Here is a 23,768-nt window from a genome sequence, read left to right as displayed (position 1 = left end):
GTGGAAAATTGGTTGGGTAAACAGGGGTTGATGGTGAACATCCCGCGTCAACAGGAAGACTTTGTTACTCTGTCCGAGCGCGAGCGCGAGGTCCTGGAGTGCATTGCTCTTGGCCTGTCGTCCAAACAGTGCGCCCAGCAGCTCGGCATCGCGCCCCGTACCGTCGAACGGCACGTCGAAAATCTCCGCAACAAGCTACACGCGCGCAACAAGCCGCACCTCGTCGCAAAAGCGCTCGCCGCCGGCCACATCTAAGTCGGCCCTTTTCAAATTCAAACATCGCTGCTGTGATCACGGCGCCCTGCTAAGGGCGTTTGGGAAACAGCCACGAGCGGAGTGACAGTGCGCCTAGCCTATTTGTGCAATGTCTATCCGGCCGTCAGCCACTCCTTCGTGCGCCGAGAGATCGACGGCATCGAGGCTGCCGGCAATGAGGTTCATCGCTTCTCGCTTCGGCCGCCGCAAGCCGGGCTCAAGGATGAAGCGGACCTGCGCGAAGCTTCTATCACCGAGAGCGTCCTCCAGCAGGGTATCGTCCGACTTTCGCTGGCAGCGCTCGCCTTGCTTTTCTCTCGGCCGGGCAGGACCTTCGCAGCGCTCAAGGCTGCCCTGCGACTAAGCAGCCCTGGTATCGAGCGTAAAGCACGTCACGTCGCCTATTGGCTCGAGGCTGCTTGGCTCGTCAGGCGAATGGACGAGCTTGGTGTCCAGCACCTTCACGCGCATTTCGGGACAAACCCTGCAGCTGTTGCCACGATCGTCCGCACCTGGGGCGGCCCGACATTCAGCTTCACAGTGCACGGGCCAGACGAATTCGACGCGCCGCTGACACTGGGTCTTCCTGCCAAGATCGAAGCGGCAGCATTCGTCGTCGCCATTACCAGCTACTGCCGAAGCCAGCTGATGCGCTGGAGCGCTCCTGACCATTGGGGCAAGATTGAGCTCATCAGGTGCGGGCTCGACGACGACATCCTCAATGCTCCGCCGGATCCCGTCCCGGCCGCTTCAACCGAGTTCGTTTGCGTGGCTCGCCTCTCGGCACAAAAGGGCCTTCCGCTCCTCATCGCTGCAAGCGAGCGGCTCCGGGATTCAGGAGAGACTTTCTCGGTCACTCTCGTCGGCGGCGGCGAACTTCGTGAAACTCTCGAACGGGACATCAAGGATCGCGGCCTCCAGGGCATCGTAAGACTGGCAGGCGTTCGCTCGACGCCCGACATGCATGAGGACATTCGGGCCGCCCGGGCATTTGTCCTTCCAAGCTTTGCCGAAGGCCTCCCGATGACGATCATGGAAGCCTTCGCGCTTTCGCGGCCCGTCATTACCACCGCAATCGCGGGCATCCCCGAGCTCGTCGATGATCAATGCGGATGGGTTATCACGGCGGGATCGGTCGAAGCGCTCGTCGAAGCGATGCGAAGCGCCCTCCACACGCCTGCTGAACAGCTGTCGAGAAAAGGCGCCGTCGGTCGCGAACGCGTACTTCGCCTGCACAGCGTCAAATCGACTGCCGCCGGTATCGTCAGAGCGATCGAAGCAAGGTCAGCCTAGCGACACTTCGTCGAGATCTTCGCGGGAGCGAATAGCCCGATCAACGAAGGAAGCGGCGAGCAATGCGCTTTGGAGCGTCTGTTCTTCTGGCGCTACTTCCACTCGATGATCTGAAAGCGACCCCTTGCCCGGTTCAAGCAATAGCGAACCGCTCCAAGGAACTCGGCGAATTTCGCGTAGATCAAAAACCTCGCCATCAGGCGAGCGTCCGACGGACTCTGCCCCTCGCCAACGTAATGGCGATAGATTCTCCAGCCCAGCAGAACATATCCGCCAAGAAGCAGCAGCGAAAAGCCGCGTGTCGGCCAGAGCAGCAGCAAGGCCGCAAGGGGAAGCACGAACCCCCAGAAGACAGCGCTTCTCAGTCCGGATAAGCCGTCCCTGAAGCGCGTTCGACCATGACTTGCATAGCGATGGGCAAGGGAATGCCCATTCCTCACAGCGCGGGTCCACCACTGGTCGAACCGGTACATTTGCGCATCGTGCGTCGCCATGGGTTTGTCGATCTTCACGATCGAATAGCCGCGAAGTCTGAGACGAACTCCGAGGTCGGCCTCCTCACCGGAGATGGCTTGTTCGTTGAAGCCGCCTACCTCTTGGAATGCGGAGACCCGGACCACCATGATGCCGCCAAGACCGTTCATGTTCTCGATCGGACCAGGCGCGCCTCGCCACTCGATCGCGCACATTCGGTTATAAATCGATGATTGCGCTGATCGCTCGGAGAGATGTCCTGTTACGATAGCGCACTTAGCGTCCTGCTCGAGCTTGTCCGCCGCAGCCCGCGGGAAATCCGCATCCAGGATGCAATCGCCGTCGAGGAAAAGAATATATTGGATGTCGGGCCAGGAACTGACGGCCTCGGACAACCCCTCGTTACGGCCCCGCGCCGCAGAGAAAGGACGGGATGGATCGAGTTCGACAGTTTGGATTCCGAGCCTTCTTGCGAGATCTGGGCTTCCGTCGGCCGACCCCGAATCGACGTAAAGCAGCCTTACACCGCTCTTCTGGACCGATTGAAGGCTCGCCGACAGGCGTTCGCCCTCGTTACGGCCAATCACGACAACCGCTATGGGAGCCTCGTTCACCAGGAGCCTCGCTCCATCCAGGCCGGCGCATCCGAAACGGGGTCATTCCACTTGCGAACGGCGGGAATGGCATCGCCGCGCTTTGGAAACGAGTTAGCAAGGTGGTCCCGGAGCGCGTGATCGATGGGCGCTCCTTCTGGAGCCAAGCCCAGGTGGCGACGGAGGAACCAGACGAAATACCCCAGCAGCCATGCGAAGTATGCCATCGCTGCGAAGCCAGCCCCTCTGCTAAGGGTCAAAAATCGGGTGCGCGAACGAAACCAATAGCGTGGTCTGCGAGGAAGCATCGAAGGGGTTGCGTCCCGGTCATGCATGCCCGTCGCCGCACCACCAACATGGCGAACGCGGCTTTCGGCTTCGAGCGCTATCTGCCAACCGGCCTGGCGGAGTCGCCACATCAGCTCGACTTCTTCGTGGTAGAGAAAAAAACCTTCGTCAAAGAGGCCCACCTCGCGAAGGGCCTCGACCCGGAACATCACGCTGGCGCCGGTTGTCCAGTCGACCTCCGAGGCTTCTTTCGCATCAATCACAATCGGCGGCACTCGAAAAAGACGATCCAGAGCAGCGGTCCGGGCACCCCGCGAAAACTCGCCGCGAAGGCTCGGGAACGTAAACGCACTGTCCGCCGACGTACCATCAGCCTCAAGCAACTGGCTGCCGACCGCACCCGCATGCGGATGATTATTCAAGTAGACTGCGAGGGCGCGAATGGCCCCAATCTCGATTTCGGCATCCGGATTGAGCACGTGAATGTACCGCAGTTGTTGGTCGGCCTGCATCAGCCGCTGGATCGCCTGATTGTTGGCAAAACCGAAGCCCCCATTGAGAGGCAAAGGCAGCAAGGTGACCCACCCAGCAAATTGGGGTTTCTTGATGAGGGCCGATAAAACCTCGGCTGATTCGTCCTCAGAGCCGCCGTCGACGACCATGACCTTGAGCTCACGAAATGACGATCTCTCATCTTTCAGCGCAGCGAGGCACTTCGCCGTGAGCTTCGGCGTCCGATAATTGACGACGACGACTGCAACGGCCTCATCAATGACCCCGGACCGGCTTTTTCGGCCTTGCCCTGCCGCTGGACGCTTACCGACCATCGGCCCCCGCTTTTTGGGGCGCTGGCGGACGGTAGAAGCCAAAGCGATCGAGAAGAGCAAGCCAGAGAAACTCGGTGTTTCTCACGTAGCGAAGCGCATAACGTCGCGGCTCCGTCATGACCCGGTAGACCCATTCGAGACCGTTATGGCGCATCCAGGCGGGAGCCCGGGTCACCGCCTCTGCTTCGTAGTCGATCGTAGCGCCGACCCCCATGAGGACTTTAACACCTGGCATTCGTGCCCGATGGCGATGAATCCAGATCTCCTGCTTGGGCGCGCCGAGCCCGACGATCAGGCACGTGGCGCCCGAGCGGTTGATCATCTCGATCGCTTCCGAGCATTCAGCTTCGTTGTCGAGGAAACCAAATGAGGGACCATGCGCGCCTACGACGATCTCGCGGCCCGCAAGCCGGTTGATCCGCTCGCGGGCCTTCTGCGCCACACCCGGTTTTGCGCCGAGAAGGAAGATCGTCACGTCCGGATCATTCGCATGCTTGCGACAATAGGCAGGCACAATGTCTGAGCCAGAGGCCCGATGCTCGACGGCCCGGTCCATCAGCTTCAAGGCGAGGTGCACATACCTGCTATCGCACGAGACGTAGGTCGCGTCGCGATAGGCTTCGGCAAACTCCGGGTTGCGTTGCAGCTGGTAAAGATGTTCCGGGTTTATGGTGAAGAGTACGCCTTCGTCGAGAAGGTCGAGGACGTCGTCAACCGTCAGGCTGTCGACCCACGCATTGAGGATGCGCGCGCGTCGCCAGCTCCGCCCCTTCTCGTTGCGGGTCTCGACATTCTTATCCACATTGCGCGTCGACATTGCTCACACATACCGACTGCAGAGCCGAGGTGAAGGTGGCAGTGGGTAGCGCTCGCATGGCGCGTTTCAGAAGATCGCTGATCCTGTAGCCGGGAAACATTCCGTCACGGTCGCTATTCAGCGGTGCATCTCCGGCTCGCGACGAGTTTGATCTCGCCAATCAAGGTTGAGTATGCGAGCCCTAAGCGCTTTGGGACACCTGATATTGGAGGAGCCGTGTCCGTTCGGTGCTTAGTCAGTTTTTACGGGTTGAACCGTTCGCTGCGGTGGACGGCCGCAAGCATTAGGAAGAATGTCCTGCAGCCTTTGCTTGAAGCGGACACAACCCTCCGATGCGTTGCGCATTTCAACGAGCCTCCTGCAATTCACAGCGAACATTCTGCTGAATTCAATCTGCCAGTTACGCGCCGCGGGCTATCATCGCTGCCATTGGACGCTATTCTATTTGAGAACCAGAACGAAGGCCGCCTACCAAAATCGGTTATTCATAGCATAGATAGCCTGCCGACTGGGCCACGCGTAGAACCGCGGCCCACAATGTCCAATTTGCTCTCCCAGCTCTATAGTTTAAAACAAGTCTGGCGGTTGGGCGAACTGACGTCCGACGAATATGACATATACATCTTCCTTCGGCCCGATCTCGAATATCTGGATCCTCTCGAAGCTAAGGTCGTGTTTGGTCAAATTCTCGACGGCGGGACCGATCTGGTCACACCAAGCTGGCATCAGTGGGGCGGCCTCAATGATCGGTTCGCCTTCTGCTCTCGCAAAGGCGCAGAAGCCTACGCGCTCCGTCTCGATCTAGTCGAAGAGTTCTGCGCTGAAACGGGCCATCTGAACGCGGAGGAACTTTTGAGCTACGTAGCGGCCAAGACAAGTCTTAGGCTTCGGTACACTAACATGCGAGCAATGCGCATCCGTGCGGACGGGGCCACGCTCCGCGAAGGCTTCGAGCTGCCGCCGCCAATTTTTGTGCGGGGCATCGTCCGAAAGCGGGTGCACCGTCTGCGAACGATAATTCGCAGAGTCTAAGCCGCAACCCGGTTCAGGATCTGGCGAACCGTAAGCCCCGCAGCGGAATCTTCCGGGGAGAGCTGCTCAATGGCGACAATCTTGCGCTGGGCACCCTCGCGGCCGAGCTGGACGACCACGTCGATAACTGATTTTGCGTAGTCGATCGTCTCGCCGCGCGAGAGACCAAGCCCGGATTGCATGACCATCAGCGCCAGCTGTTCCAGCGCGCCGCTGGTCGAATTGGCGTGGATGGTGCTGAACGAGCCTGGGTGGCCAGTGTTGACAGCACGAAGGAAGCTCACGGCCTCCTTGCCGCGAAGTTCGCCAAGAAGAATGCGGTCCGGACGAAGCCGAAGCGCGGCCTGGAGCAAATCGTCGGTGTTGATGAGCGCTTCGCCAAGCTCGCCCTTGACCGCGATAAGCCCGAGATCGTTGGGCCCATGAAGCTGAACCTCGGCCGTATCCTCCACGACAATGACCCGTTCCTCAATCGGCACCTCCCGAAGGAGAGCGTTGAGGAAGGTCGTCTTGCCGGTCGACGTGCCGCCGCTGATGAGGATCGTCTTCCTCTCCTTCACCGCCTGGCGAAGGAAGCCGATCGGATCCGCTTCAGGCGAACTCGCCGCCGCCTTGCGCACAGGCTCAAGCGGCCCCGACGCATAGGCATCGAGCGGAAGGTCCAGAAGGCAGTGGCGACGGATGGCGAGGGCCCAGTGTGCTCTCGTCGCGGTTGGCGCGACAAACTGAACGCGGGCCCCATTGGGAAGCATCGCAGCAAGAAGCGGCCGTTCGCGGCTTACCCCCTGGTTACTGACGCGGGCGACCTGCTCGGCGAGACGCTGGAGGAGCGCATCATCGACCTTGGGCGCATCGTGGCGCACCATCTGTCCACGCTGTTCGACCCAGACTTCGCCGGGGCGGTTTACGAGAAGCTCGGTGACATCGGGCTGGCCGAGCCACGCGCGGAACGGCTCGAGATAGGCCTCGAGGAACGGATCGATGCCGTCATCAGGTTCGATCTGTTCCGTTTCGCTCAACCTTCGGCTCCATCGGAGAAAATAAGATCGCGGGCCGTGAACACCCGGACAGGCTGCCCCTGCTGAACCTTGATCGTGGGTCCACGACTGCCGTTGCTTTGGATTGCAGCGGAGGCGGCACTCTGCCCTGCCCCCGACACGATGACCGTTCCGGCGCCGCCAGTTGCGAGGGTGCTTGCGCCGCCGAGGATCGAGAGCAGGATCGCTGAACCAAAGCGCGAGAAGAAGTGGCTGTTGACCTGGCCGCCGATGCCGGCCTGACCGGTGAAGTCGGCTGCGGGCGAAGCGAGCGCAATCGAAACGCCGTCGGGGCGAACGAGCCGCGTCCACATGAGGTAAGCCCGGCGCTGTCCGGCCTGGGATGCTGCCTTATATTCGCCGATGAGGCGCGAGGAACGCGGGATCAGCACGCGGCTGCCATCGAACGAGCGGACATCCTGGCTGACGACGGCGCGCACGTAGCCCGGGACGTCGGTATCGATGGCCGTCTCGAGAACCGCCGGAATAAGGGTTCCCTGGACAACAGTGCTTGCAGGATCCGCAAGGCGCGTTGCGCGCACCGACGCATTGTCTCCGATCATCCCGCCGCGAAGGTTGGAACCGCTGCCCGCAAGGAGCGCCGGCGCCCCATCGGCATCACGCGGCGTGTTCGGGCCAGCCATTGCAGTCATGGTTGGAGAAGCGCCGCCGTCATAGACGAGGACGGGTGAGGAGGCCGGCGGCATTCCGGGGACTGCGACCGTATTGGGCATATGCGCAGCACCGGGCGCAGGATTGACCGGCGGGACCGTCATTGGCGGCGCTGCAGGTCCTGCCATTGGCCTGCCGGCAACGGGTCCCGGCATCGGCAAGGCCTGGGGCCCCTGGTTGACCGTCGAGACGGCCGTGGACGCTGCAGGCGCAGTCGAGGCATGACGGCCGGAGTTCAGCGACAGGAAGGTCGCGGCGCCGAGAACCAGAGCGACGGCCGCACCGGCCGCAAGGCCGACGCTATCGCGCCGGGTCTTCTGCGTCGCTACGACCGGGAACGCGTTCTGGCTGGCGATGACCAGCGCCTGCTCGTTGAGCTCGAGACGCGGATCGGTCGGCGGCACGGCGGAAGGAACGGCCGAGCGGAGCGAATCCTCCCAGGGGCCACGGATCGTGGTACCCCGGGTTTCGATGGTGATGCGATCAATGCTCATGGCGGCGATCCGTCAGTTTGTCGCTGTACAGCGAAGTTACATTCGCAACCTTGACTGCAGACCTCGAGCTCTCGCTCGGTGGCCGCGCAGAGGTCGCCTCGGAGGCCGGCTGCATTGCAGCCGGTTGCGCAGCGGTCGCTGAAGTCATGGAAATCTCGGGTGCAGGCGCGGGCGCGCTTGCCAACCTTCCCGCGATCGCCGCCGGCGACTGGCGCTGCACGGGAACAATCGCATGATTCGGCCAGAGAGTGGCGACCTTCTTGCCGTAGCGAAGGACAAGATTCGCCGGGATCGGGCTGACGACGATATATTCGCCGCTCATGCGATAATTGACCGGCCCTTCCTTCCTGTCCTCGGACTGGGTGAGGATCGCCGGAAGCGGCGTGTCGCGGTTCCAAGCCATGTAGAGCGAGGAGCCGTCGTCGAACACGCGGGCCGGGAGCAGCTTTCCATAGCCCTTGCTGCTCCAGTCGAAATGGAGCTTGTCCGCCGTCGTGATGGCCGGCGCCTGTGCGGGCGCGGCTGCGGCAACGACGGGCTGACCTGCCTTCCCTGTCGGCTGGACTACCTTCTCGCCCGGGTAGCTGAACTTCAGGGCATAGACGGGAGCTGCCGACTTCTCGCCCGCAACGAGATCAAACATGTAGGTCCGCCGGTCGGTGACGACCGTCATGTTGGTGCGGCTGTGTCCGACCAGCGGTTTTACGAAGAGCAGGCTCGCGCGCCGGTTGGGCGTGATCTGCCAGGCAGCGGAATCGCCGACGGCCACATTCTCGATCCGCTCGTCGGCAGCAAACTCGATGGTCGACTGGATGCCCGCCTTGCCCATAATCCGGACGATCTGGTTTGGATCATAGGTCAGAGTGCGGATGCGATTGTCCGAGGCTGCAATGGCACTCGTGCAGCCAAGAAGCGCAAACGCTGCAATACTAACCTTCCGGATCATCGATACATCTCTTTTGAAACAGTGTTGGAAACGCCGGCCACGCGGTGATGCAGGTACCGCATCTGCCCGCGTGCATCGCTTGGCCCTGCAAGCGCCAGCTGAGGAACGGGCGCCGGAATCGCCGGCTGAACAGCAGCCTGTAATGCGACGCGGTGGCTTGAGGACATGGTCTCGAGGCTCGCTACCGTGCTGCGGACACGGTCGGACGCAAGCGCTGCCGAGGGGGCAGCGGCTGCGGCAGCAGCGACCGCCGGAGCAAAGGCCGGAACCTGGTGAGCAGAGGCAAAGCCAAAAGAGCCTGAAGGCCCGTGCGCGCCCGACCGGCCCAGCCGCCAGCTGCGGGTGAGTGTCGATGCGACCTTGAACACCACAAGCATCAGAGCAAGGTAGATGATAGAGGCGAACAGTATCGAGACCGCGGTACGCAGAGGTATCTCACCGCCCGACTGGTCGATGCCGGCGATCATGGGGCCGATCGCGACGAGAGCGCCGCTTCCCATCACCACTGTCAGCAGCGGCACGAGCGCAAACATCGCAACGCTCTTGAGCCACCCCTCGAACAGGCCGCGCGTGCCGTCGAACAGGGCAAGCACGATGAAGACGGGCCCCAGGATCAGGAGCGCAGCCAAGGCAAGCCGGCAGACCACCAGCACGCCCACCGTTCCGAGAAGAAGAATCATTCCGCCAAGCGACAGGATGTTGGTGGGGGACGCGAGGCCCGCCTGGGCTGCCACGGCCGACGGATTGACGTTGGTGACCGCGTCCGTGATGGCCGAGAAGAGGCCGTCGAGCTGCTGCGCAAAGAGGAGAGTTGCCGAGCCCTTCGAGCCCACGAGCACGCTCGCGATCTCGTCGGGAGCGCCGGTCGCAAGGTTCCAGACGACCGATTGATAGGCGATCCACGAGGTCGCGAAGGTCAGGACCATGCCGAGCGTCATCATGCGCGGCGTCAGTACCGATACGCGGAGCGCCGACCGGCCGGTCAGGAGGTTAAAGGCAAGGAGCGCAATATAGAGCGTCAGAATGATGGTAAGCGCGGTCTGAAAGCTTCCATGCGCGCCGAACAGCCGGCCGAACGACACGCTGGTCGCGTCGGTCGCAAGGCAGTCGACCTTCGACAGCGCGTCGGCGACGCCTGCGGGCCCGTCAGCCCCGAAAGGAGCGCACTGGTTCATTCAGCTGCTTCCAGCCAGTAATCGTCGGTCGGCGGCGAGCCGGGCCAGGGCGAGCGGGTCAGCATCGGGTACCAGACAGCGGGATCATCGCCGACCGCCGTGCGGATCTCGTCGAGGCGCCGAACGCTGCTTTCACGGCCCGAAAGCACCGTCAGCACGTCTGGCATGCCATTGAGATCGAGCCGGACCACGACCGAACGGTTGGCCTGGCGGACGAGAAAGCAGCGGCTGTGTGCGGGGAGCGACCGGATGAACTCGAATTCCTGGGTGCTGAGGCCGAAGCCCTTGCAGTAATGTTCCTCGCGCGCCTTGTTATTGGGCATGAAGATGGCAGTCGCGGTCTGTTCGACGATCGCCGAGGAAATCGAGCTGTCGAGCGCGTCGGCCGCCGACTGCGTCGCAAAGCCGATCATTGCATTGCGCTTACGAAGCGTCTTCATCCAGTTGCGGATGCGGGCCGCGAACATCGGATCATCGAGCGCCTTCCAGGCCTCATCGATGAGGATCATGGTCGGTGACCCGTCCAGACGCTGCTCGATCCGGTGGAAGAGATAGAGAAGCACGGGAGTGCGAAGACGGCGGTCCTCGAGGAGCTCCGTCATGTCGAAACCCAGTACCCGGCTCCCGAAGTCGAGTTCGTCCTCTCGGTTATCGAACAGCCAGGCGTGCTCCCCATCGAAGATGAAAGGATCGAGCCGCGAGGGAAGATCGCCGGGCTGAGGCCTGCGGCCCCCGCCGAGAAGGTCGCGAAGGAAGCGCAGCCGCCGAAGCTCGGAGCCGTGTGCGTAAATCTCCTCGATCGCCTTGGCGATCGCGGTTTCCTCTTCAGCGCCGTTCGCCTCGAGGATGTTCGAGAGCCAGTCGCGAAGGAATGCGCGGTTTCCGGCATTGTCGGGAAGCCGCAGCGGATTGAAGCCTGTCGGCGCCCCGCGGGTGATCCGCTCGTAGCGGCCGCCAAGCGCGCGAAGGAAGATTTCCGATCCACGATCCTTGTCGAAGAGGATGGTGCGCGGCGAGAATTTCTGCGCCTGGGCAGCAAGGAAATTGAGAACGACGGTCTTGCCCGAGCCCGACGGGCCGATGATCGTGAAGTTTCCGAGGTCGCCCTCGTGGAAATTGAAGAAGAACGGCGTTGCGCTCGTCGTCTCGAAAACCGTGACCGCATCCCCCCAGTGATTGCCGCGCGCGCGGCCCATGGGGAAACCATGAAGCGAGATGAAGCCCGCCGCATTGGAGCTCGAGATGAGAGCCCGGCGAACGACATATTGCTCGTTACCCGGAAACTGTCCCCAGAATGCGGGTTCGAGGTTGGTGTCCTCGCGGACGGCAACGGCGCCGATGTCGGCGAGCGCAGCGGCCGCATCGGCCGTCGCACTTTCCAGGGTATCGAGCGATCCACTACGGACGAGGAGGCTGAGGTGATGATCGCCAAAGCTCATCTGCCCGGCGCCAACCGCGTCGCGTGCAGCAAGCATCTCGGCGCGCTCGGTTGCAGCACCTTCATCGGCGCTCTTGAGGCGGCGAAGCGCAAGGTCGATCCGCTCGCGGGCGGTCTGGCGCTCGATCGGCGCGAAGCTCTCGGTGATCACCAGCTCGTGCGGGACACGAAGCAACGTATCGAGGAGACCTGCGCGACTGGCGTCCGGATATTCCTTGATGCCAAGGATGCTTGCAAAGCCCCGGCTCGCAGGACCGCGGACTTCCATGGCGTCGAGCCCGAAGCTGATCCGCGAATAGGGAATATGCTGTCCAAGGTCCTGGTCGGCCCGCGGCATCAGTACGGGCCGCATCTCGCCGTTATAGAGGCCGGAAAGGAGTTCCAGCGGCTCGGAATAGATGCCGCTCTCGTTCTCGTAGGTGCCAAGAACGCGGACGCCGTACGACTGTAGGGCAGCGCTCAGGGCCGCGGTTGCCGAATCAAGCTCGAGCGCTTCTGAACCGGTGAGGGCAGCACCTGCCGGCTTGCCGCCGAGCTTGCTGAGGCGTTCCGGTAGTCCAGCCTTGCCCCGGGGCGGGCGGATGACGATCGTCAGGAACTGCTCGTTGAGGAACAGGCGGCCCTGGCTGAGCTGGTGGGTCCAGCGGCGATCGATTTCTGCAGAGAACGGATCGGGGGTGCGAGCGCCAAGATCCACCTCGACGCGGCGGCGGATCAGGTGGTGATAGAGGACCGCCTTGGAGTTGAGCGCGCTTCGAAGCACGACGTCGCGGACTGCAAGGAGATGGTTGAGGACGTCGTCGTCTTCGGTCTCGAACGGAAAACCCGCAAGACGCATGCAGCGCATGAGCGAACCGTCTCGAAGCCGCAGCGTCGATGCATCGACGTGGCAGGCATAAGGGAGCCGATCGCCCGCGCGGGCTTCCTTCTTACTCCATGCTGCCGGCCCCAACCATTTACCCATTTTCGATGCCTTCGTCTTCAAGGAGCGTAGCTGTTGCAGCCCCAGCGCTTCCAATTCTTGGTGCGCGGGCAGCGGCTGACCTTGGTGATCCACAAGTCGAAAATCCTGGGTTCACGAAGGCACGCGAAGTAGCCGATCACATGCACTGCGAGCGCCACGGGAAGAGCGATGAAGCTGCGAGTGATGAGGAACGCCTCGGTCGTGACCGCTGCGTTGATGATGAAATAGCTGTAGGTCACGCCCGCGAACATCTGCGGCCGGGTGAGCGCACGAAAAACGGGAGCCTTGGAAAGACCCATGAGCCCTAGCCCGCCGCTGCCGTTGCCTGAATGCCGCTGACGATCGCGCCGGCACCAAACAAGATGAAGCAGCCGATGATAACAGTCGCGCCGAAGCGCCAGTTCATGCGGCCGGTCAGCATCATGAAGCCGACCATGGCAACGGCGATCACTGCAACAGCGGTCGCGACATTACCAAGGAGCGTTCCTTGCAGCCACATGAGGGCGCTTACGATCGGCCCCGAGCCCTGGGGATTGACTGCCTGGGCGGCGAGAGCCGGCGCACTCAGCGCCATCATTGGTAGTGCGGCAAGACCGCGCAATTTCGTCATTGGGTTCCTCCGGAGGTGAGTGACGAGATGCGACGCACGATAGAGGCGACATAAGCCTGGGTTTCAGCGATCGCGGGGATCCCGCCTGCGCTTCGGACCCGTCCGGGTCCTGCGTTGTAGGCGGCGAGCGCCTTCTCGACATTGCCATCGAACTGGTCAAGCAGCTGGCGAAGATATCGCGCGCCGCCGACGAGATTTGCGACCGGATCAGCCGCGTTGACGCCGAGATCCCGCGCGGTTCCCGGCATCAACTGTGCAAGTCCCATCGCGCCCTTGGGCGAGAGTGCACGGGGGTTCCAGCGGCTCTCCTGCCACACAAGCGAAGCGAGCAGCGTGGGACTAATGTTCGCCGTGCTGGCGGCATAATTGACGGCTGCAACGAACTGGGGCGGGACGGTCGCGCTATCGACAGGAGTGATTGCCATCTGGGGCACGTCGATCGTGACGCGTTCCTCGATCGTCTTGTCGGAGGCAGGCGTCACGACTTCGAACGTCGAAGCACCGCCGCCATTGCGAACAGACACGCTGCCGTCGGGCGCGATATCCATGACCTGCGCGAAGGCCGGTGACGCACAGAGGCCCGCCCCGAAAACTGCCGACAGGACAGCGAGACGCACAAAGCCTTTTACAGAAGGTCGAGCTGCAGTTTCGCGCAGCGAAGAATCAGACAACAATGTTCCACCCACCCCCGGGTTCAGATGCCCTTTTGCACAGAGGCGGAGCATCGGGCGAGACAGTTAATATTTGTTTACGATAGATTGAGTTCTGCGCACGGGCCGACGTGTAATTTTGCTTAGAAAAGCTGTGGATAATCCGATCATCGCGCGACGAGCCGAATTTAACAGCAATTAAACGACCGTAGGCTGCCCAGCTCCCCGGATCAGTTGGAGCTGACCTGGTTGGTCGAAGCCCATTGGAGCAATGAGAACAATGCCCATGGCCGTGTCCAGTAGACGCTGCCGGGCCGATCAAGGAATTGCTTCCAGATCCTCGCAACTTCCGCACCTCGAAGGCCGAGCGTTGCGCATTGCTGCGGATCAAGGAGCCGCGCCTCGATCATCGGTCGAAGCGGACCGCGCATCCAGCTGTCCATCGGAAACTCGAAACCCCGTTTCGGACGCGAGAAGAAGCTGTCGGGCAGAACTCTTCGGCTTTGCCGGCGCAGCAGGTTCTTCCGCCCGATCGGGAGATAGCGATCCTTATCGCTCAGTCCGGCAAGGGCGTCGGAGAGGAACGTGTCGACCAGCGGAACGCGAACCTCGATCGAATGGGCCATGCTGACAGCGTCCATGTCGCGAAGGAGGCGGTCGCCAAGGAACAACTCGGATTCGAGCGCCGTGACGCCCCGAAGCGTCGAGAGGGGCGCGATCTCGGACGCAAGATCGGATGCACGATCCGCCTCCAGCCCCCAGGCCCGAAGCTCGTCGGGATCGGCCAGAAGGCGGCTCAGCACCCCCTTGCTGAAGAGGGCATATTGCGTCTGGTACATTTGCTCGAGCGCGCCAAAGGCGCGTCCGAGCTGACCAAGCTTCGAATCCGGTCGAAACTGCTGAAGCGTCCGGCCAGCAACCCGGGCGGCCAATTTCGCGGCCGGCAACCTCATCGCCGCCCGCGCGCGGAGTGCTCGGCGGAAAGTTGTATATCCGCCGACCAGCTCGTCGCCGCCCGCACCGGATAGTGCAACCTTGAACCCGAGGCGCTTGGCCTCCCGGCTGATGAACCAGCTGTTGAAACCGTCAAAGCTCGGCTGGTCGAGCGTTGCAACCGCCAAGTGGAGGTCATCGAGGATGCCGGCTGCGGAGAGTTCGACGACATGGTGCGTGCTTCCGATCGCCACTGCTGCGGCGCCGGCAAAGTGCCGCTCGTCTGCCGAAGCCTCGCTGAAGGCCACCGAAAGCGTGTGGAGTTCGCTCGTCTGGGCGGCGGCCGCCGCAGCAACTGCGGTCGAGTCCACCCCGCCTGAGAGAAAGACCACCTCCGGCACGTCCGAAATCAGGTGGAGCTTGACCGTCTCCGCAATAAGCTCGTCGGCATCGTTGGGACTGATCGGAGCGCCCGCTTGAAGGCTCGACCCGATCCTCCAGAATCGATGGAACTGCGGCTCCGGATGCTCTTCGTCCAGGACAGCGAAGCAGCCGCGCGGGACTTCCTCGACCTGTGTCCAGATGGTTTGAGGGCCCGGCATAAAGCCGTTCCAGAGATATTGCCCTATCCTTCCGGCATCGGTGCGGAGTTCGGCAAAACCCGCTTCCACCAGCGAGCGCCCTTCGGAAGCAAAGGCCAGGGCTGGCCTTCCGTCAGCGCCGGCAAAGCGTGCCCAGTAGAGCGGCTTGATACCGTAACCGTCCCTCGCCATCACGGCGCGGCGATTTCGCGGATCCACCAGGACCAGAGCGAACATTCCCCTGAGGCGAGCGAAGACATCGACGCCCCACCGGTCGTAGCCGTGCAGGATGACTTCCGCATCGCCGTTCGTGACGAACTGCGCTCCACCCGCCTGCAGTTCGGCACGCAGTTCCTGGAAATTGTAGATCTCGCCATTGAACACGAGCGCGGTGCCGGTCGCCGCGCTGACCATTGGTTCTGCAGCGATGTGGCGCAGATCGATGATGGAAAGGCGCCGGTGGCAAAGGACGCCCCCAAAGGGCTCCCCTACCGCCCAGGACCAGATACCCGCATCGTCCGGCCCACGGTGACGGAGGCGATCGCTTATCGCCTCGCATGCCTGGATGTCCGCTGGGCGAAGCGCCCCTATCGCGCCCGAGATTCCACACATGAGCGGTCAGTTCCCGTATCGCGATGCGGCGCGGTTTGAGAGGCTGAGAGAGCCGGCCCCGGAATAGTCAAGCGTGGCGATCGCTCCGCCTCCGGTTCTTCCACGTTTCGGCCGCTTCCTTGTCGAAAAGCTCGGCGGCGCGCGCCCTCCCTTTCGTCAGCATCGCACGGTGATAGCGGTGCAGATATTGGCGGAACTCGGGGTCCGCGTATCGCGGCGCCCCCTTGAGCCATGCCTTCGCATAACCATGAAGAGTACCGATGCTGCCGAGCACCGCAGGCTTGTGACTCAAGCGGTAGATTGCAGAGGCAAGTACAAAAGAGGGCGCAGCTCCCATGAACCAGTAACCCTCCCCCAGACGCCGGCGGCCGGTCATGATACCGCGATCGCTGGAGCCCATCGGCCGCAGGTGGATGAAACGGAGTTCCGGGTCATCGATCGATTTCGAGCGCCACCCGAGCATCCTACCACGATAGCAGTCGATCCCGTCCCAGATGAGACCCTTCACCAGCCCGCCGATATCATCGAGGAAGGCGCGCCGGTAGAACTTCGTCATGCCTGCGGACACGTCGTCTCCGATCCGCTCGCTTTTCAGTTCGCCCGATTCCTTCCCGCCCACGCGAAAATAAGGCTTGCCCGAGACTGACCCCAGCCTCTCGTCACTGGCCATTTCCTCGAGCAGACGCTCGAAGTAACGGGGGGGAAGAATGAGATCGACATCGAGCTTGCAGACAAATTCTACAGGATCGTCGCCCAGCAGCTCCATCCCGTAGTTGAACACCTCGACGACGCCTCCGCCCAAGGCACGACGGCCGCGGTCCGCGCGGCTATGAACCTCGATGAAATCGTGCCTTGCGGCATATAGAGCGAGGATGCGCGGCGTTTCGTCGGTTGAGCCATCGTCAATAATGATCCAACGCTTCGGAAGCACCGTCTGAGCAACGACGGAATTAAGCGTCTGCCGAACGTATTCGGCTTCGTTGCGGGCTGGACTGATAAGACAATAGTCACCGACGCGCTTCTTGGCGCGTTTCCGCGGCGGCTTCGCCGGCTTGCCGCTGTCGCTCCTACTCGAACTCGCCATGCCCGATTTCGCCTAGCAGCCGTCAGCAGAGCCTAACAATAGGAGTTCGTCAGACCGTCCTCTTTCGGCGCACGGTCTTCAGATCTCTAACTTTTTGGCTTCTCAGGGATTCGCCAGCCGCTAAATAGCCCGGGACGGAAGGCCGTGACCTCAGTTTTGGCAGAATTTTACAAGGCGGCTAGGCGTCATCAAGCGGTTGCCTGCTTGAAGAGCCAGGGACGTGCCGCTTCAGGACGCGATTGAGCACATCCACTTATGCTCTCGAAATTCTCGCGGACCCCTGCGATGAGTGAACCAATGATCCGTCCAGTCATTCTCTGCGGTGGTGCGGGAACTCGCCTGTGGCCTGTTTCGCGGCAACTGTTCCCAAAGCAACTGCTCCCATTGATGGGCGAGAAATCGCTGCTTCAACAGACCGCTTCGCGTCTTTCGGGTGAACAGTTCGCTCCGGCCATCATCGTCAGCAGTGAAGATCAGCGCGTCCTTATCAAGAGCCAACTCGAACAAGTTGGCGCTCCGTTCGAAGCGATTCTTCTGGAGCCAATGGCCCGCAATACCTCCGCGGCCGCCGCGCTCGCAGCAGCTTGGTCAAAGTCAGTCGCAAGCGACGAGCTCCTCCTGTTGGTGCCCTCGGACCACGTGATCTTGAATCGGGATGCCTTGCTGGCCGCGATCAGCACTGGAGCTGCTGACGCGGAAACCGGCGCGATTGTCACGTTCGGAGCCCAACCAACGGAGCCAAATACCCAATTTGGCTACATCGAAGCTCGGATAGGTAAGGAGCCAGGCGGGGGCGCCGTACCAATCGCGCGCTTCGTTGAGAAACCGGACGCCCAGAAAGCGGCGGAGTATCTCGCGACGGGACGCTTCTATTGGAACACGGGTATTTTCCTCCTCAAGGCGAGCACTCTGCTGGAGGAAATGCGGAAATTTCTTCCAGACAGCCTCCATGCGATCACGAAGGCAATGACAAATTCCACGACCGACGATGTCTTCATTCGACCGGAGGCCGAAGCGTTCAACCGAGCCGCCAACATCTCGATTGACCATGGAATCATGGAGAAGACATCGCGAGGGATGGTTGTCCCCGTGGAGATGGACTGGTCGGACGTTGGTTCATGGGATGCGGTATGGAAACTCGAGGGGCGAGACCCTAACGACAACGCCACTCGGGGCGACGTGATGGTGCTCGATACCCATTCGTCGCTGCTCCGTAGTGAAGAAGGTGGACCTCTAGTCACGGCTGTCGGCCTAGATCACATGGCCGTCATTGCTACGCGAGATGCGGTATTTGTATCCCCACTTTCCCGCGTTTCCGACGTGAAAGATATAGTCGGTCATTTGAGCGCCCAGGCCCGCGAATGCGTCATTTCACATTCCACGACCGTCCAACCGTGGGATTTGCATGAGTCAATCGCCGACCGCTCTGGCTGTCAAATCAAACGCATCGTTCTCAATCCAGGAGAACAGTTGTCGGACGGGGGCGATATTGAGACCTCGGCGCACTGGATCGTCGTTCGTGGTGTGGCTGAGGCTACCATCGGCGAGCAGGTCTCGATCGTACAGGAAGAAGAGACTGCCTTCGTCCCAGCACGAGCAAGGCGGCGATTGGCCAACCCCGGTACGCTACCGCTCGAAGTTGTGGAAATTCAGTACCACACGAAGCTGGATTGACCGACTTCGTCAGAAGGTTTGAAAGGCGACCGTTTTCACCAGCGATAAGGCCCCACTCGTTGGGATTGCTCATATCATTCGAATGTTTGCGCATTTCCTTCTCTGCTCGTTACAGATGGTCGTCATATGCGCACGGAAACTGATCATCTTCCGGTCTCCAAGCGCCGAGAACTCGAGCGTGTGACACGAATTCTCTTCGAAGAGTTCGAGGCTGCGCTGAAGTCCGCCACGCAGCCTTGGAAGAAGGCCGGCCGCATCCTGAAGTTGGTGCTTTATGGATCATATGCGCGCGGCGATTGGGTTGACGATCCAGCCGGGGGCTATGCCTCTGACTACGACATCCTGATTGTCGTCAATGATGAGCGCCTAACCGATCTGGTCGATTACTGGTCTGCCGCCGATGACCGACTGATGCGTGAACTCACTATTGCCAAATCCCTCAGCGCTCCCGTCAATTTCATCGTTCACTCGCTTATGGACGTGAATCGGCAACTCGAACGGGGTCGTCCCTTTTTCATTGATATCGCTCAGCAAGGCATCACTCTTTACGAAGCCGATGGATACCCGTTCGTCAGTCCGCGCGAGCTCCCGCGCGCGGAGGAAATGATCGAAGCGGCTGCGTACTTCAACAGATGGTTCCCCAGCGCCGACGCGTTTCTCGCTTCCGCGCAGTTTCTCTTTGAAAGGGGTGATCGAAATGAGGCCGCCTTTAATCTGCACCAGGCAACCGAGCGGCTTTACCACTGCGTGCTACTTGTTTCGACACTCTACAGTCCGAAGTCACACAAGCTGAACTTCTTGCGATCACTAGCAGAGGACGTTGACCCTCGTCTGATCGAAGTGTGGCCTAGGTCAACCAAATTTGAGCGCCGATGCTTTGAGTTGCTCCGCCTAGCCTATGTGAACGCGCGCTATTCCCCCCAGTACACAATTACGAATGAAGAGCTTGAATGGCTCGGCGAGCATGTGTCCGCGCTGCAGATGTTGGTGAAGACCGTCTGCGAAGAGCGGCTCGCCTGATCCATGCTGTCAGGCCATCCGCAGTAGCTAAGCCTCATCCCTTCCACGGCTGAAGAACAATGTCCTTGCTGAGCACGGCGCGAACCGGCCAGCCGGGTCTGACCGTAATCGTTGGCTGGAGATCGAGATTACGGCTCGTCATCTGATCTCCCGCATGAGCCGCATTCTGCTGAGCGGATTCCCGGATTGCACGAAGGAGATCACTCTCGGAGCTACTGAAGCTCAGCTGAGTACCGACGCCAAGCAACGTCGAAAGGGCAATTCCCTTGATGAGCTGCCAAGTGTGAGAGTCGACCCGGTCAGCGAGGCCCGCATAGCCGGACACGTCCGCTGCAGGCATGTTGTCGATGTCCAGCGACGAACCGTCCGGAAATAGAATACGGTCCCAGATGACCAGCGCTCGCTTTTGGCCGTAGGCAATGACGCTGTCGTACCGACCAAGGAGGCGGGCCCCCTGAGGAATGAGAATTTCGCGGCCCGACGCGCTGTCGCGGACGTTCTCGGTGACCTGAGCGAGCACCATGCCCGGAAGATCAGAATTGAGCCCCGTGATGAGGCTCGCCGGAATAATCGTCCCCGCAGCGAGCATCCAAGGCGACACCGGCGGCCTCGACACGTGAGCGTCAAGAGTGCCGTCCAACGACTGCGCGAATTCAATCTTGTGTTTCTGCGTTGCAGGAATAGTTGCCGCTTCCCTACTGGGCAGGGTCTCATCTGACGGGGACATTGACGCGCTCACCTGTTCCTGAGGACGCGTCCGCTGGGCAAGCTGGACCAACATGGGTGACGAGCGTGCAGCAGCTTTCGCGGCGGCGACCCTCTCGCGCTCGGCTCCAACTAACGAAGCTTCTCGCTCCGCGTCCGCCATTCCGAACGGCGCAGCAGTCGCAGTCTCCAGACTTCTTTGATGCTCGAGGATGGGGCGTCCGAGATCGCCTGGCAGCGGCGGTCCAAGACGCGGCACGTCGCCATAGTTCTTCGGCGCGTTTGCGAGTGCGTCGGGCGCTGCCTCCCTCGCCGGCTCGGCGCCTTCATCCGCGCTCGCCGCCTGGCGGTTAGCTGCCGGTTCAAGCGCGATCCACGACAAAGCCACTAGGACCGATGCAACGCCTCCGGTAAGCGCAATGATCAGCCCTCGCCTGAAGCGCACCACCGGACTTGGCCGGCCGCGCAGAACCAGCGTCTCAGGGTCCTCCTTTGGTGGCAGGCCGGAGGGCGGCGTCCCCTCGTTCATGACGCCCTCCGCGACCGCGGTACGTCACGAATGATCCGGACCACCTGTTTTCCGCCGAGACGAAGCTCGGCAGCCTGGAACAGCCGATCGACGACATAATAGCGTCCGCGCACGCGGTAATTCACGAGCTCTGGCCGGCCGCCCGCTCCGCGCAAGAACAGGGGCGGCGCTTCCCCTTGAGCAAGACTGGGCGGAAACTCGATGAAGACCTGCCGCCCATCGTCGAAGGCACGAAGCGGCCGCCACGGCACATGATCGCCCTCGATCCGGTAATTGAAGTCGAGCGCTTCTACCGCAAATTCCGTGGAGACAGGCTGGAAGGCTGATTGATTGGCCTTCAGCGCCAGGAGCCCGTCGTCCGGATAGGTCCAGGCGATGCTCGACATTGCGGATCGCGCAGCGCTTTGAAGCTCCACATGATAGACCCGGCGGTCGGTCGAGATCAGGAGGTTGGTCCTCAGGCCTGCAGCCGCTGGCTTGACGAGTATGTGTGTTCTGCGCGTCGCCCCGGTTCCGCTGGAAGTATCGCCGATGATCCACCGCGCAGTGTCGCCGGCTGCGACCGAGATCAGGGATTCCCCGGGCTGGAGCACAATGTCGCTGACCTGCTCGGGCGCGGTGTAGAGACGGTAGAGCGTCCCCTCCCTCCAGGGGTAAACCTGGACCGCACCAACGTAGAAAGCAGCGGCGGGCTCGAGGGTCGCGCTCACGTTCGCAGCGGCTATTCGGTTGAGCCGCGGATCCCCTCGTGACTGGGCGCGTGAGCGCTCAAGCTGCCGGGTCGCTGGCTTGGACCAATGTTTGATCTTTGAGGCGGCGAGGGGATGCCCAGCCTGAATATTTGCCGCAAGCGGCGCGGCCGCGGTCTCTCCGGCAAATTCTCCGAGCCCCATGAGGGACGCGAAGATCAAAATGGCAGAGCGTGTCATTGGGTGCTCCTTGTCGAAAGACCTGGCTCCGAGATGCCGTCCGCTTGGGGGTCGAGCGGCGATCCCGGCGGCAGATTGGTGTTGGAAGGCGGCGGTGTGCGCGGCGGCGTCACCGGAGTGACGTCCAGTTCGCGTGACCAGTCGATTCCATCGACGTAAAGGCCAAGCGGGTTCCTGCGGAGGATCTCGGCGGAAACCGGCGGGCGGACGATGACCGACAGAATGCCCGTCCAGCGACTGGTCGAAACCAGGTTCCCCCTCTCATATTCGGTTTCGGTCCATTTCACCTGGAAGGACTGGTCCGAGGCGCGAACGATGCTCGTCACCTGGATCGAAACTGTCCGGGTCCCGACCGATCCGAACGGGTTTGCGGCCCTCGCATATTCGCCGAGGAACTTTGCTCCCCTCGCCGTCACGAAATCATAAGCGCTGAGCCAGTTGGCACGCATCAGGACAGGGTCGAGCGAGACCCCGCGGACGTTGGCAACGAACCTGCCGAGGTGCCAGGCGATCTGCGGGTCGGTCGGCCGATATTCCTTATCGGCCGGCGCAAGCGTGCGCGGCTCCCCAAGATGGTCGACCTCAACCACATAAGGCACCACCCTGCTCTGCATCGATTGCCACAGAAATCCCGCCGAAAGGCCGGTTGAAAGGAATAACCCGCCCAGTGCCATCAGGCGCCAGTTGCGTGCCTGCACGCGGGCGGCGCCGATGCGCTCGTCCCAGACCTGTCCCGCCCGCTGGTATGGCGTTTGCGGCTGGGGCGTCCGCCCGTAGCGTTGAACCGCGCGCCTGAACCTCATTGCTTAGTCCTCCCTTTCCTTGATGTCAGGATTGGCTCCGGCACCGCCGCTGTTTCCCCGGCTAAGAGCCTCAAGGGCGACGTGCCGGTAGTGCCGGGCCGATTGTTCGGAGCGGAGGCGCCGTGCCCATTCGGGGGCATCTTGTGCCGCTCCCGCGAGCTCAGCATTCGCGGGACCGGCTGCCGCCCCTGCAAACAAGGCCGCGCGACGTCCGCTTTCAGCCGCAGTACCAATGCCGGTGGATTGGGCCAGCTTCTGGCGGAGAGCAGCGCCGCCTGCGCTCGCGATGCCGCTTAGGCCCGCGCCGATTGTTGCGGAGCCTGAAGTCTCCTGACCCAGTCGATAGGCAGTCGAACCGGCGGCACCCATGGCCGTGCCGGCGCGGACAGCTGCAAGCGCGCCGCCGCCCGCCGCCCGCACGGCTCCGATCGCCGCCCCGCCGCCAAGCGCGAGCGAGCCAAACCCGGCGACTGCCGTGCCGACGGCAGCGCCTGCGCCAAGCTGAGGCGCTCCTGAAACGAGACCGGAGGCAATTCCAGGGCCAAAGATGCCAAGGCCAAGAAGGGTAAGGCTTGCAAGAACTAGGCTCATCGCGCCGGCAAGGTCCGGCTCCTGCCCGCTCGCGGCCATTCGAAATTCGTCGAAAAAGCCTGAGCCAATTCCGACGATGACGGCGAGCACCATGATCTTGATGCCCGAGGATATGACGTTCCCGAGCACCCGTTCGGCAAGGAAACTCGTGCGGTTCCAGAGGGCGAACGGAACAAGGACGAAGCCGGCAAGCGTAGTCAGCTTGAACTCGACAACCGTGATGAAAAGCTGGATCGAGAGCAGGAAGAAGGCGAGGATCACGAAGAACCAGGCGATCATCAGCACCGCGATCGTCAGGAAATTGTCGAAAAAGCTGGTGATGCCGACAAGCTGGCTGACCTGTTCGAGCAAGGGCTTTGCAGCTTCGAAACCGGTTGACGCGATGAAGCCCGGCCGAAGCAGATCGCCGGCCGACAGGCGCCCGCCCCCGGCAGTGATCCCAAGTCCCGCAAAGGACCTGAAGATGATGTCGGCAAGATTTGAGAAGCGGCCGAGGATGAGCGCGAAGGCGCCGACATAAAGGATCTTTTTGAGGAAGCGCCCGATGACGTCATCCTCGCCCCCAAGCGCCCAGAACAGGCCCGCAAGCGTGATGTCGATCCCGACGAGGCTCGTGCTGAGGAATGCAACGTCGCCGCCAAGCAGCCCGAAGCCGCTGTCGATGTAATGAACGAAAGCCGCCATGAAGCGGTCGATGACATTGAGATCGGCCATTTCGCTGCGGTGTTGCTTTCCTTGAAGG

At 61.7% G+C, this 23,768-nt stretch carries 22 protein-coding genes; 5 read left to right on the top strand and 17 right to left on the bottom strand.

The genetic code is table 11. The features are described from left to right. Entirely contained in the window at positions 1-255 is a 255-nt protein-coding gene (locus V8192_RS05435) for a response regulator transcription factor (RefSeq protein ID WP_341632028.1), read from the top strand. Between the two features lie 87 nt (positions 256-342). Continuing rightward, a complete protein-coding gene (locus V8192_RS05430; protein WP_341632027.1) occupies positions 343-1,548 on the top strand; it encodes a glycosyltransferase in 1,206 nt (401 codons plus the stop codon). Between the two features lie 92 nt (positions 1,549-1,640). Here the strand turns inward: V8192_RS05430 and V8192_RS05425 are convergent, their stop codons facing one another. From V8192_RS05425 to V8192_RS05415, 3 genes are read right to left on the bottom strand one after another with little or no spacing between them, the layout of a single operon-like run. Further along, positions 1,641-2,636, bottom strand: a complete 996-nt coding sequence (locus V8192_RS05425; RefSeq protein ID WP_341632026.1) for a glycosyltransferase family 2 protein — start codon at positions 2,634-2,636, stop codon at positions 1,641-1,643. Further along, the gene (locus V8192_RS05420; RefSeq protein WP_341632025.1) at positions 2,633-3,730 is read right to left on the bottom strand and encodes a glycosyltransferase family 2 protein; all 1,098 of its coding nucleotides are present in this window, start codon (positions 3,728-3,730) and stop codon (positions 2,633-2,635) included. The genes V8192_RS05425 and V8192_RS05420 overlap by 4 nt, the downstream gene beginning before the upstream one ends. Beyond that, a complete protein-coding gene (locus tag V8192_RS05415) occupies positions 3,720-4,547 on the bottom strand; it encodes a WecB/TagA/CpsF family glycosyltransferase (RefSeq protein ID WP_341632024.1) in 828 nt (275 codons plus the stop codon). The genes V8192_RS05420 and V8192_RS05415 overlap by 11 nt, the downstream gene beginning before the upstream one ends. A gap of 537 nt (positions 4,548-5,084) precedes the next feature. Here V8192_RS05415 and V8192_RS05410 point away from each other — a divergent pair. Further along, positions 5,085-5,579: a hypothetical protein gene (locus tag V8192_RS05410; protein ID WP_341632023.1), complete on the top strand. Its 495-nt coding sequence runs from the start codon at positions 5,085-5,087 to the stop codon at positions 5,577-5,579. Here V8192_RS05410 and virB11 read toward each other — a convergent pair. The 10 genes from virB11 to V8192_RS05360 all read right to left on the bottom strand — a co-directional run bounded on the left by virB11 (position 5,576) and on the right by V8192_RS05360 (position 16,775). Beyond that, positions 5,576-6,598, bottom strand: coding sequence for a P-type DNA transfer ATPase VirB11 (gene virB11, locus V8192_RS05405; protein WP_341632022.1), 1,023 nt, complete (start codon positions 6,596-6,598; stop codon positions 5,576-5,578). The two genes, V8192_RS05410 and virB11, sit on opposite strands and share 4 nt — an antisense overlap. Further along, entirely contained in the window at positions 6,595-7,782 is a 1,188-nt protein-coding gene (locus tag V8192_RS05400) for a TrbI/VirB10 family protein (protein ID WP_341632021.1), read from the bottom strand. Before V8192_RS05400 ends, virB11 begins: the two co-directional genes overlap by 4 nt. Beyond that, entirely contained in the window at positions 7,772-8,728 is a 957-nt protein-coding gene (locus V8192_RS05395; protein ID WP_341632020.1) for a TrbG/VirB9 family P-type conjugative transfer protein, read from the bottom strand. Before V8192_RS05395 ends, V8192_RS05400 begins: the two co-directional genes overlap by 11 nt. Then, positions 8,725-9,903: a TrbL/VirB6 family protein gene (locus V8192_RS05390; protein ID WP_341632019.1), complete on the bottom strand. Its 1,179-nt coding sequence runs from the start codon at positions 9,901-9,903 to the stop codon at positions 8,725-8,727. Before V8192_RS05390 ends, V8192_RS05395 begins: the two co-directional genes overlap by 4 nt. Beyond that, on the bottom strand, positions 9,900-12,305 hold the full coding sequence (locus tag V8192_RS05385; protein WP_341632018.1) for a VirB4 family type IV secretion/conjugal transfer ATPase: 2,406 nt from the start codon (positions 12,303-12,305) through the stop codon (positions 9,900-9,902). The genes V8192_RS05390 and V8192_RS05385 overlap by 4 nt, the downstream gene beginning before the upstream one ends. A 17-nt stretch (positions 12,306-12,322) precedes the next feature. Further along, positions 12,323-12,604 carry a VirB3 family type IV secretion system protein gene (locus V8192_RS05380; protein WP_341632017.1) on the bottom strand — a complete coding sequence of 94 codons (282 nt, stop codon included), beginning with the start codon at positions 12,602-12,604 and terminating at the stop codon, positions 12,323-12,325. Between the two features lie 5 nt (positions 12,605-12,609). Beyond that, positions 12,610-12,915 carry a TrbC/VirB2 family protein gene (locus V8192_RS05375; protein ID WP_505574275.1) on the bottom strand — a complete coding sequence of 102 codons (306 nt, stop codon included), beginning with the start codon at positions 12,913-12,915 and terminating at the stop codon, positions 12,610-12,612. Then, positions 12,912-13,586 (bottom strand): lytic transglycosylase domain-containing protein, encoded by a 675-nt coding sequence (locus V8192_RS05370; RefSeq protein ID WP_341632016.1) that lies wholly within the window; start codon positions 13,584-13,586, stop codon positions 12,912-12,914. Before V8192_RS05370 ends, V8192_RS05375 begins: the two co-directional genes overlap by 4 nt. 209 nt (positions 13,587-13,795) lie before the next feature. Then, a complete protein-coding gene (gene asnB, locus V8192_RS05365) occupies positions 13,796-15,691 on the bottom strand; it encodes an asparagine synthase (glutamine-hydrolyzing) (RefSeq protein WP_341632015.1) in 1,896 nt (631 codons plus the stop codon). A gap of 67 nt (positions 15,692-15,758) precedes the next feature. Next, positions 15,759-16,775: a glycosyltransferase family 2 protein gene (locus V8192_RS05360; protein ID WP_341632014.1), complete on the bottom strand. Its 1,017-nt coding sequence runs from the start codon at positions 16,773-16,775 to the stop codon at positions 15,759-15,761. A 297-nt stretch (positions 16,776-17,072) separates the two neighbouring features. On the opposite strand from V8192_RS05360, the gene V8192_RS05355 reads away from it, so the two are divergent. Then, entirely contained in the window at positions 17,073-18,449 is a 1,377-nt protein-coding gene (locus V8192_RS05355) for a mannose-1-phosphate guanylyltransferase/mannose-6-phosphate isomerase (protein WP_341632013.1), read from the top strand. Positions 18,450-18,575: 126 nt separating this feature from the next. Next, positions 18,576-19,469: a HEPN domain-containing protein gene (locus V8192_RS05350; protein ID WP_341632012.1), complete on the top strand. Its 894-nt coding sequence runs from the start codon at positions 18,576-18,578 to the stop codon at positions 19,467-19,469. A gap of 34 nt (positions 19,470-19,503) precedes the next feature. Here V8192_RS05350 and V8192_RS05345 read toward each other — a convergent pair whose 3' ends face one another. The 4 genes from V8192_RS05345 to trbL are packed head-to-tail and all read right to left on the bottom strand — an operon-like array spanning position 19,504 to position 23,740. Continuing rightward, entirely contained in the window at positions 19,504-20,703 is a 1,200-nt protein-coding gene (locus V8192_RS05345) for a TraB/TrbI/VirB10 family type IV secretion system protein (RefSeq protein WP_341632011.1), read from the bottom strand. Continuing rightward, positions 20,700-21,632, bottom strand: a complete 933-nt coding sequence (gene trbG / locus V8192_RS05340; protein WP_341632010.1) for a P-type conjugative transfer protein TrbG — start codon at positions 21,630-21,632, stop codon at positions 20,700-20,702. The genes V8192_RS05345 and trbG overlap by 4 nt, the downstream gene beginning before the upstream one ends. Next, entirely contained in the window at positions 21,629-22,435 is an 807-nt protein-coding gene (gene trbF, locus V8192_RS05335; RefSeq protein WP_341632009.1) for a conjugal transfer protein TrbF, read from the bottom strand. Before trbF ends, trbG begins: the two co-directional genes overlap by 4 nt. 3 nt (positions 22,436-22,438) lie before the next feature. After that, complete coding sequence (trbL, locus tag V8192_RS05330; protein ID WP_341632008.1) at positions 22,439-23,740, bottom strand: P-type conjugative transfer protein TrbL; 1,302 nt, start codon at positions 23,738-23,740, stop codon at positions 22,439-22,441. Positions 23,741-23,768: the final 28 nt, after the last annotated feature.

This window comes from Sphingomonas agri (assembly GCF_038148795.1).
Lineage (GTDB): Bacteria > Pseudomonadota > Alphaproteobacteria > Sphingomonadales > Sphingomonadaceae > Sphingomicrobium > Sphingomicrobium agri.
The sequence above is the reverse complement of the archived record's forward strand: the minus strand, read 5'-3'. Positions and strand labels throughout refer to the sequence as shown.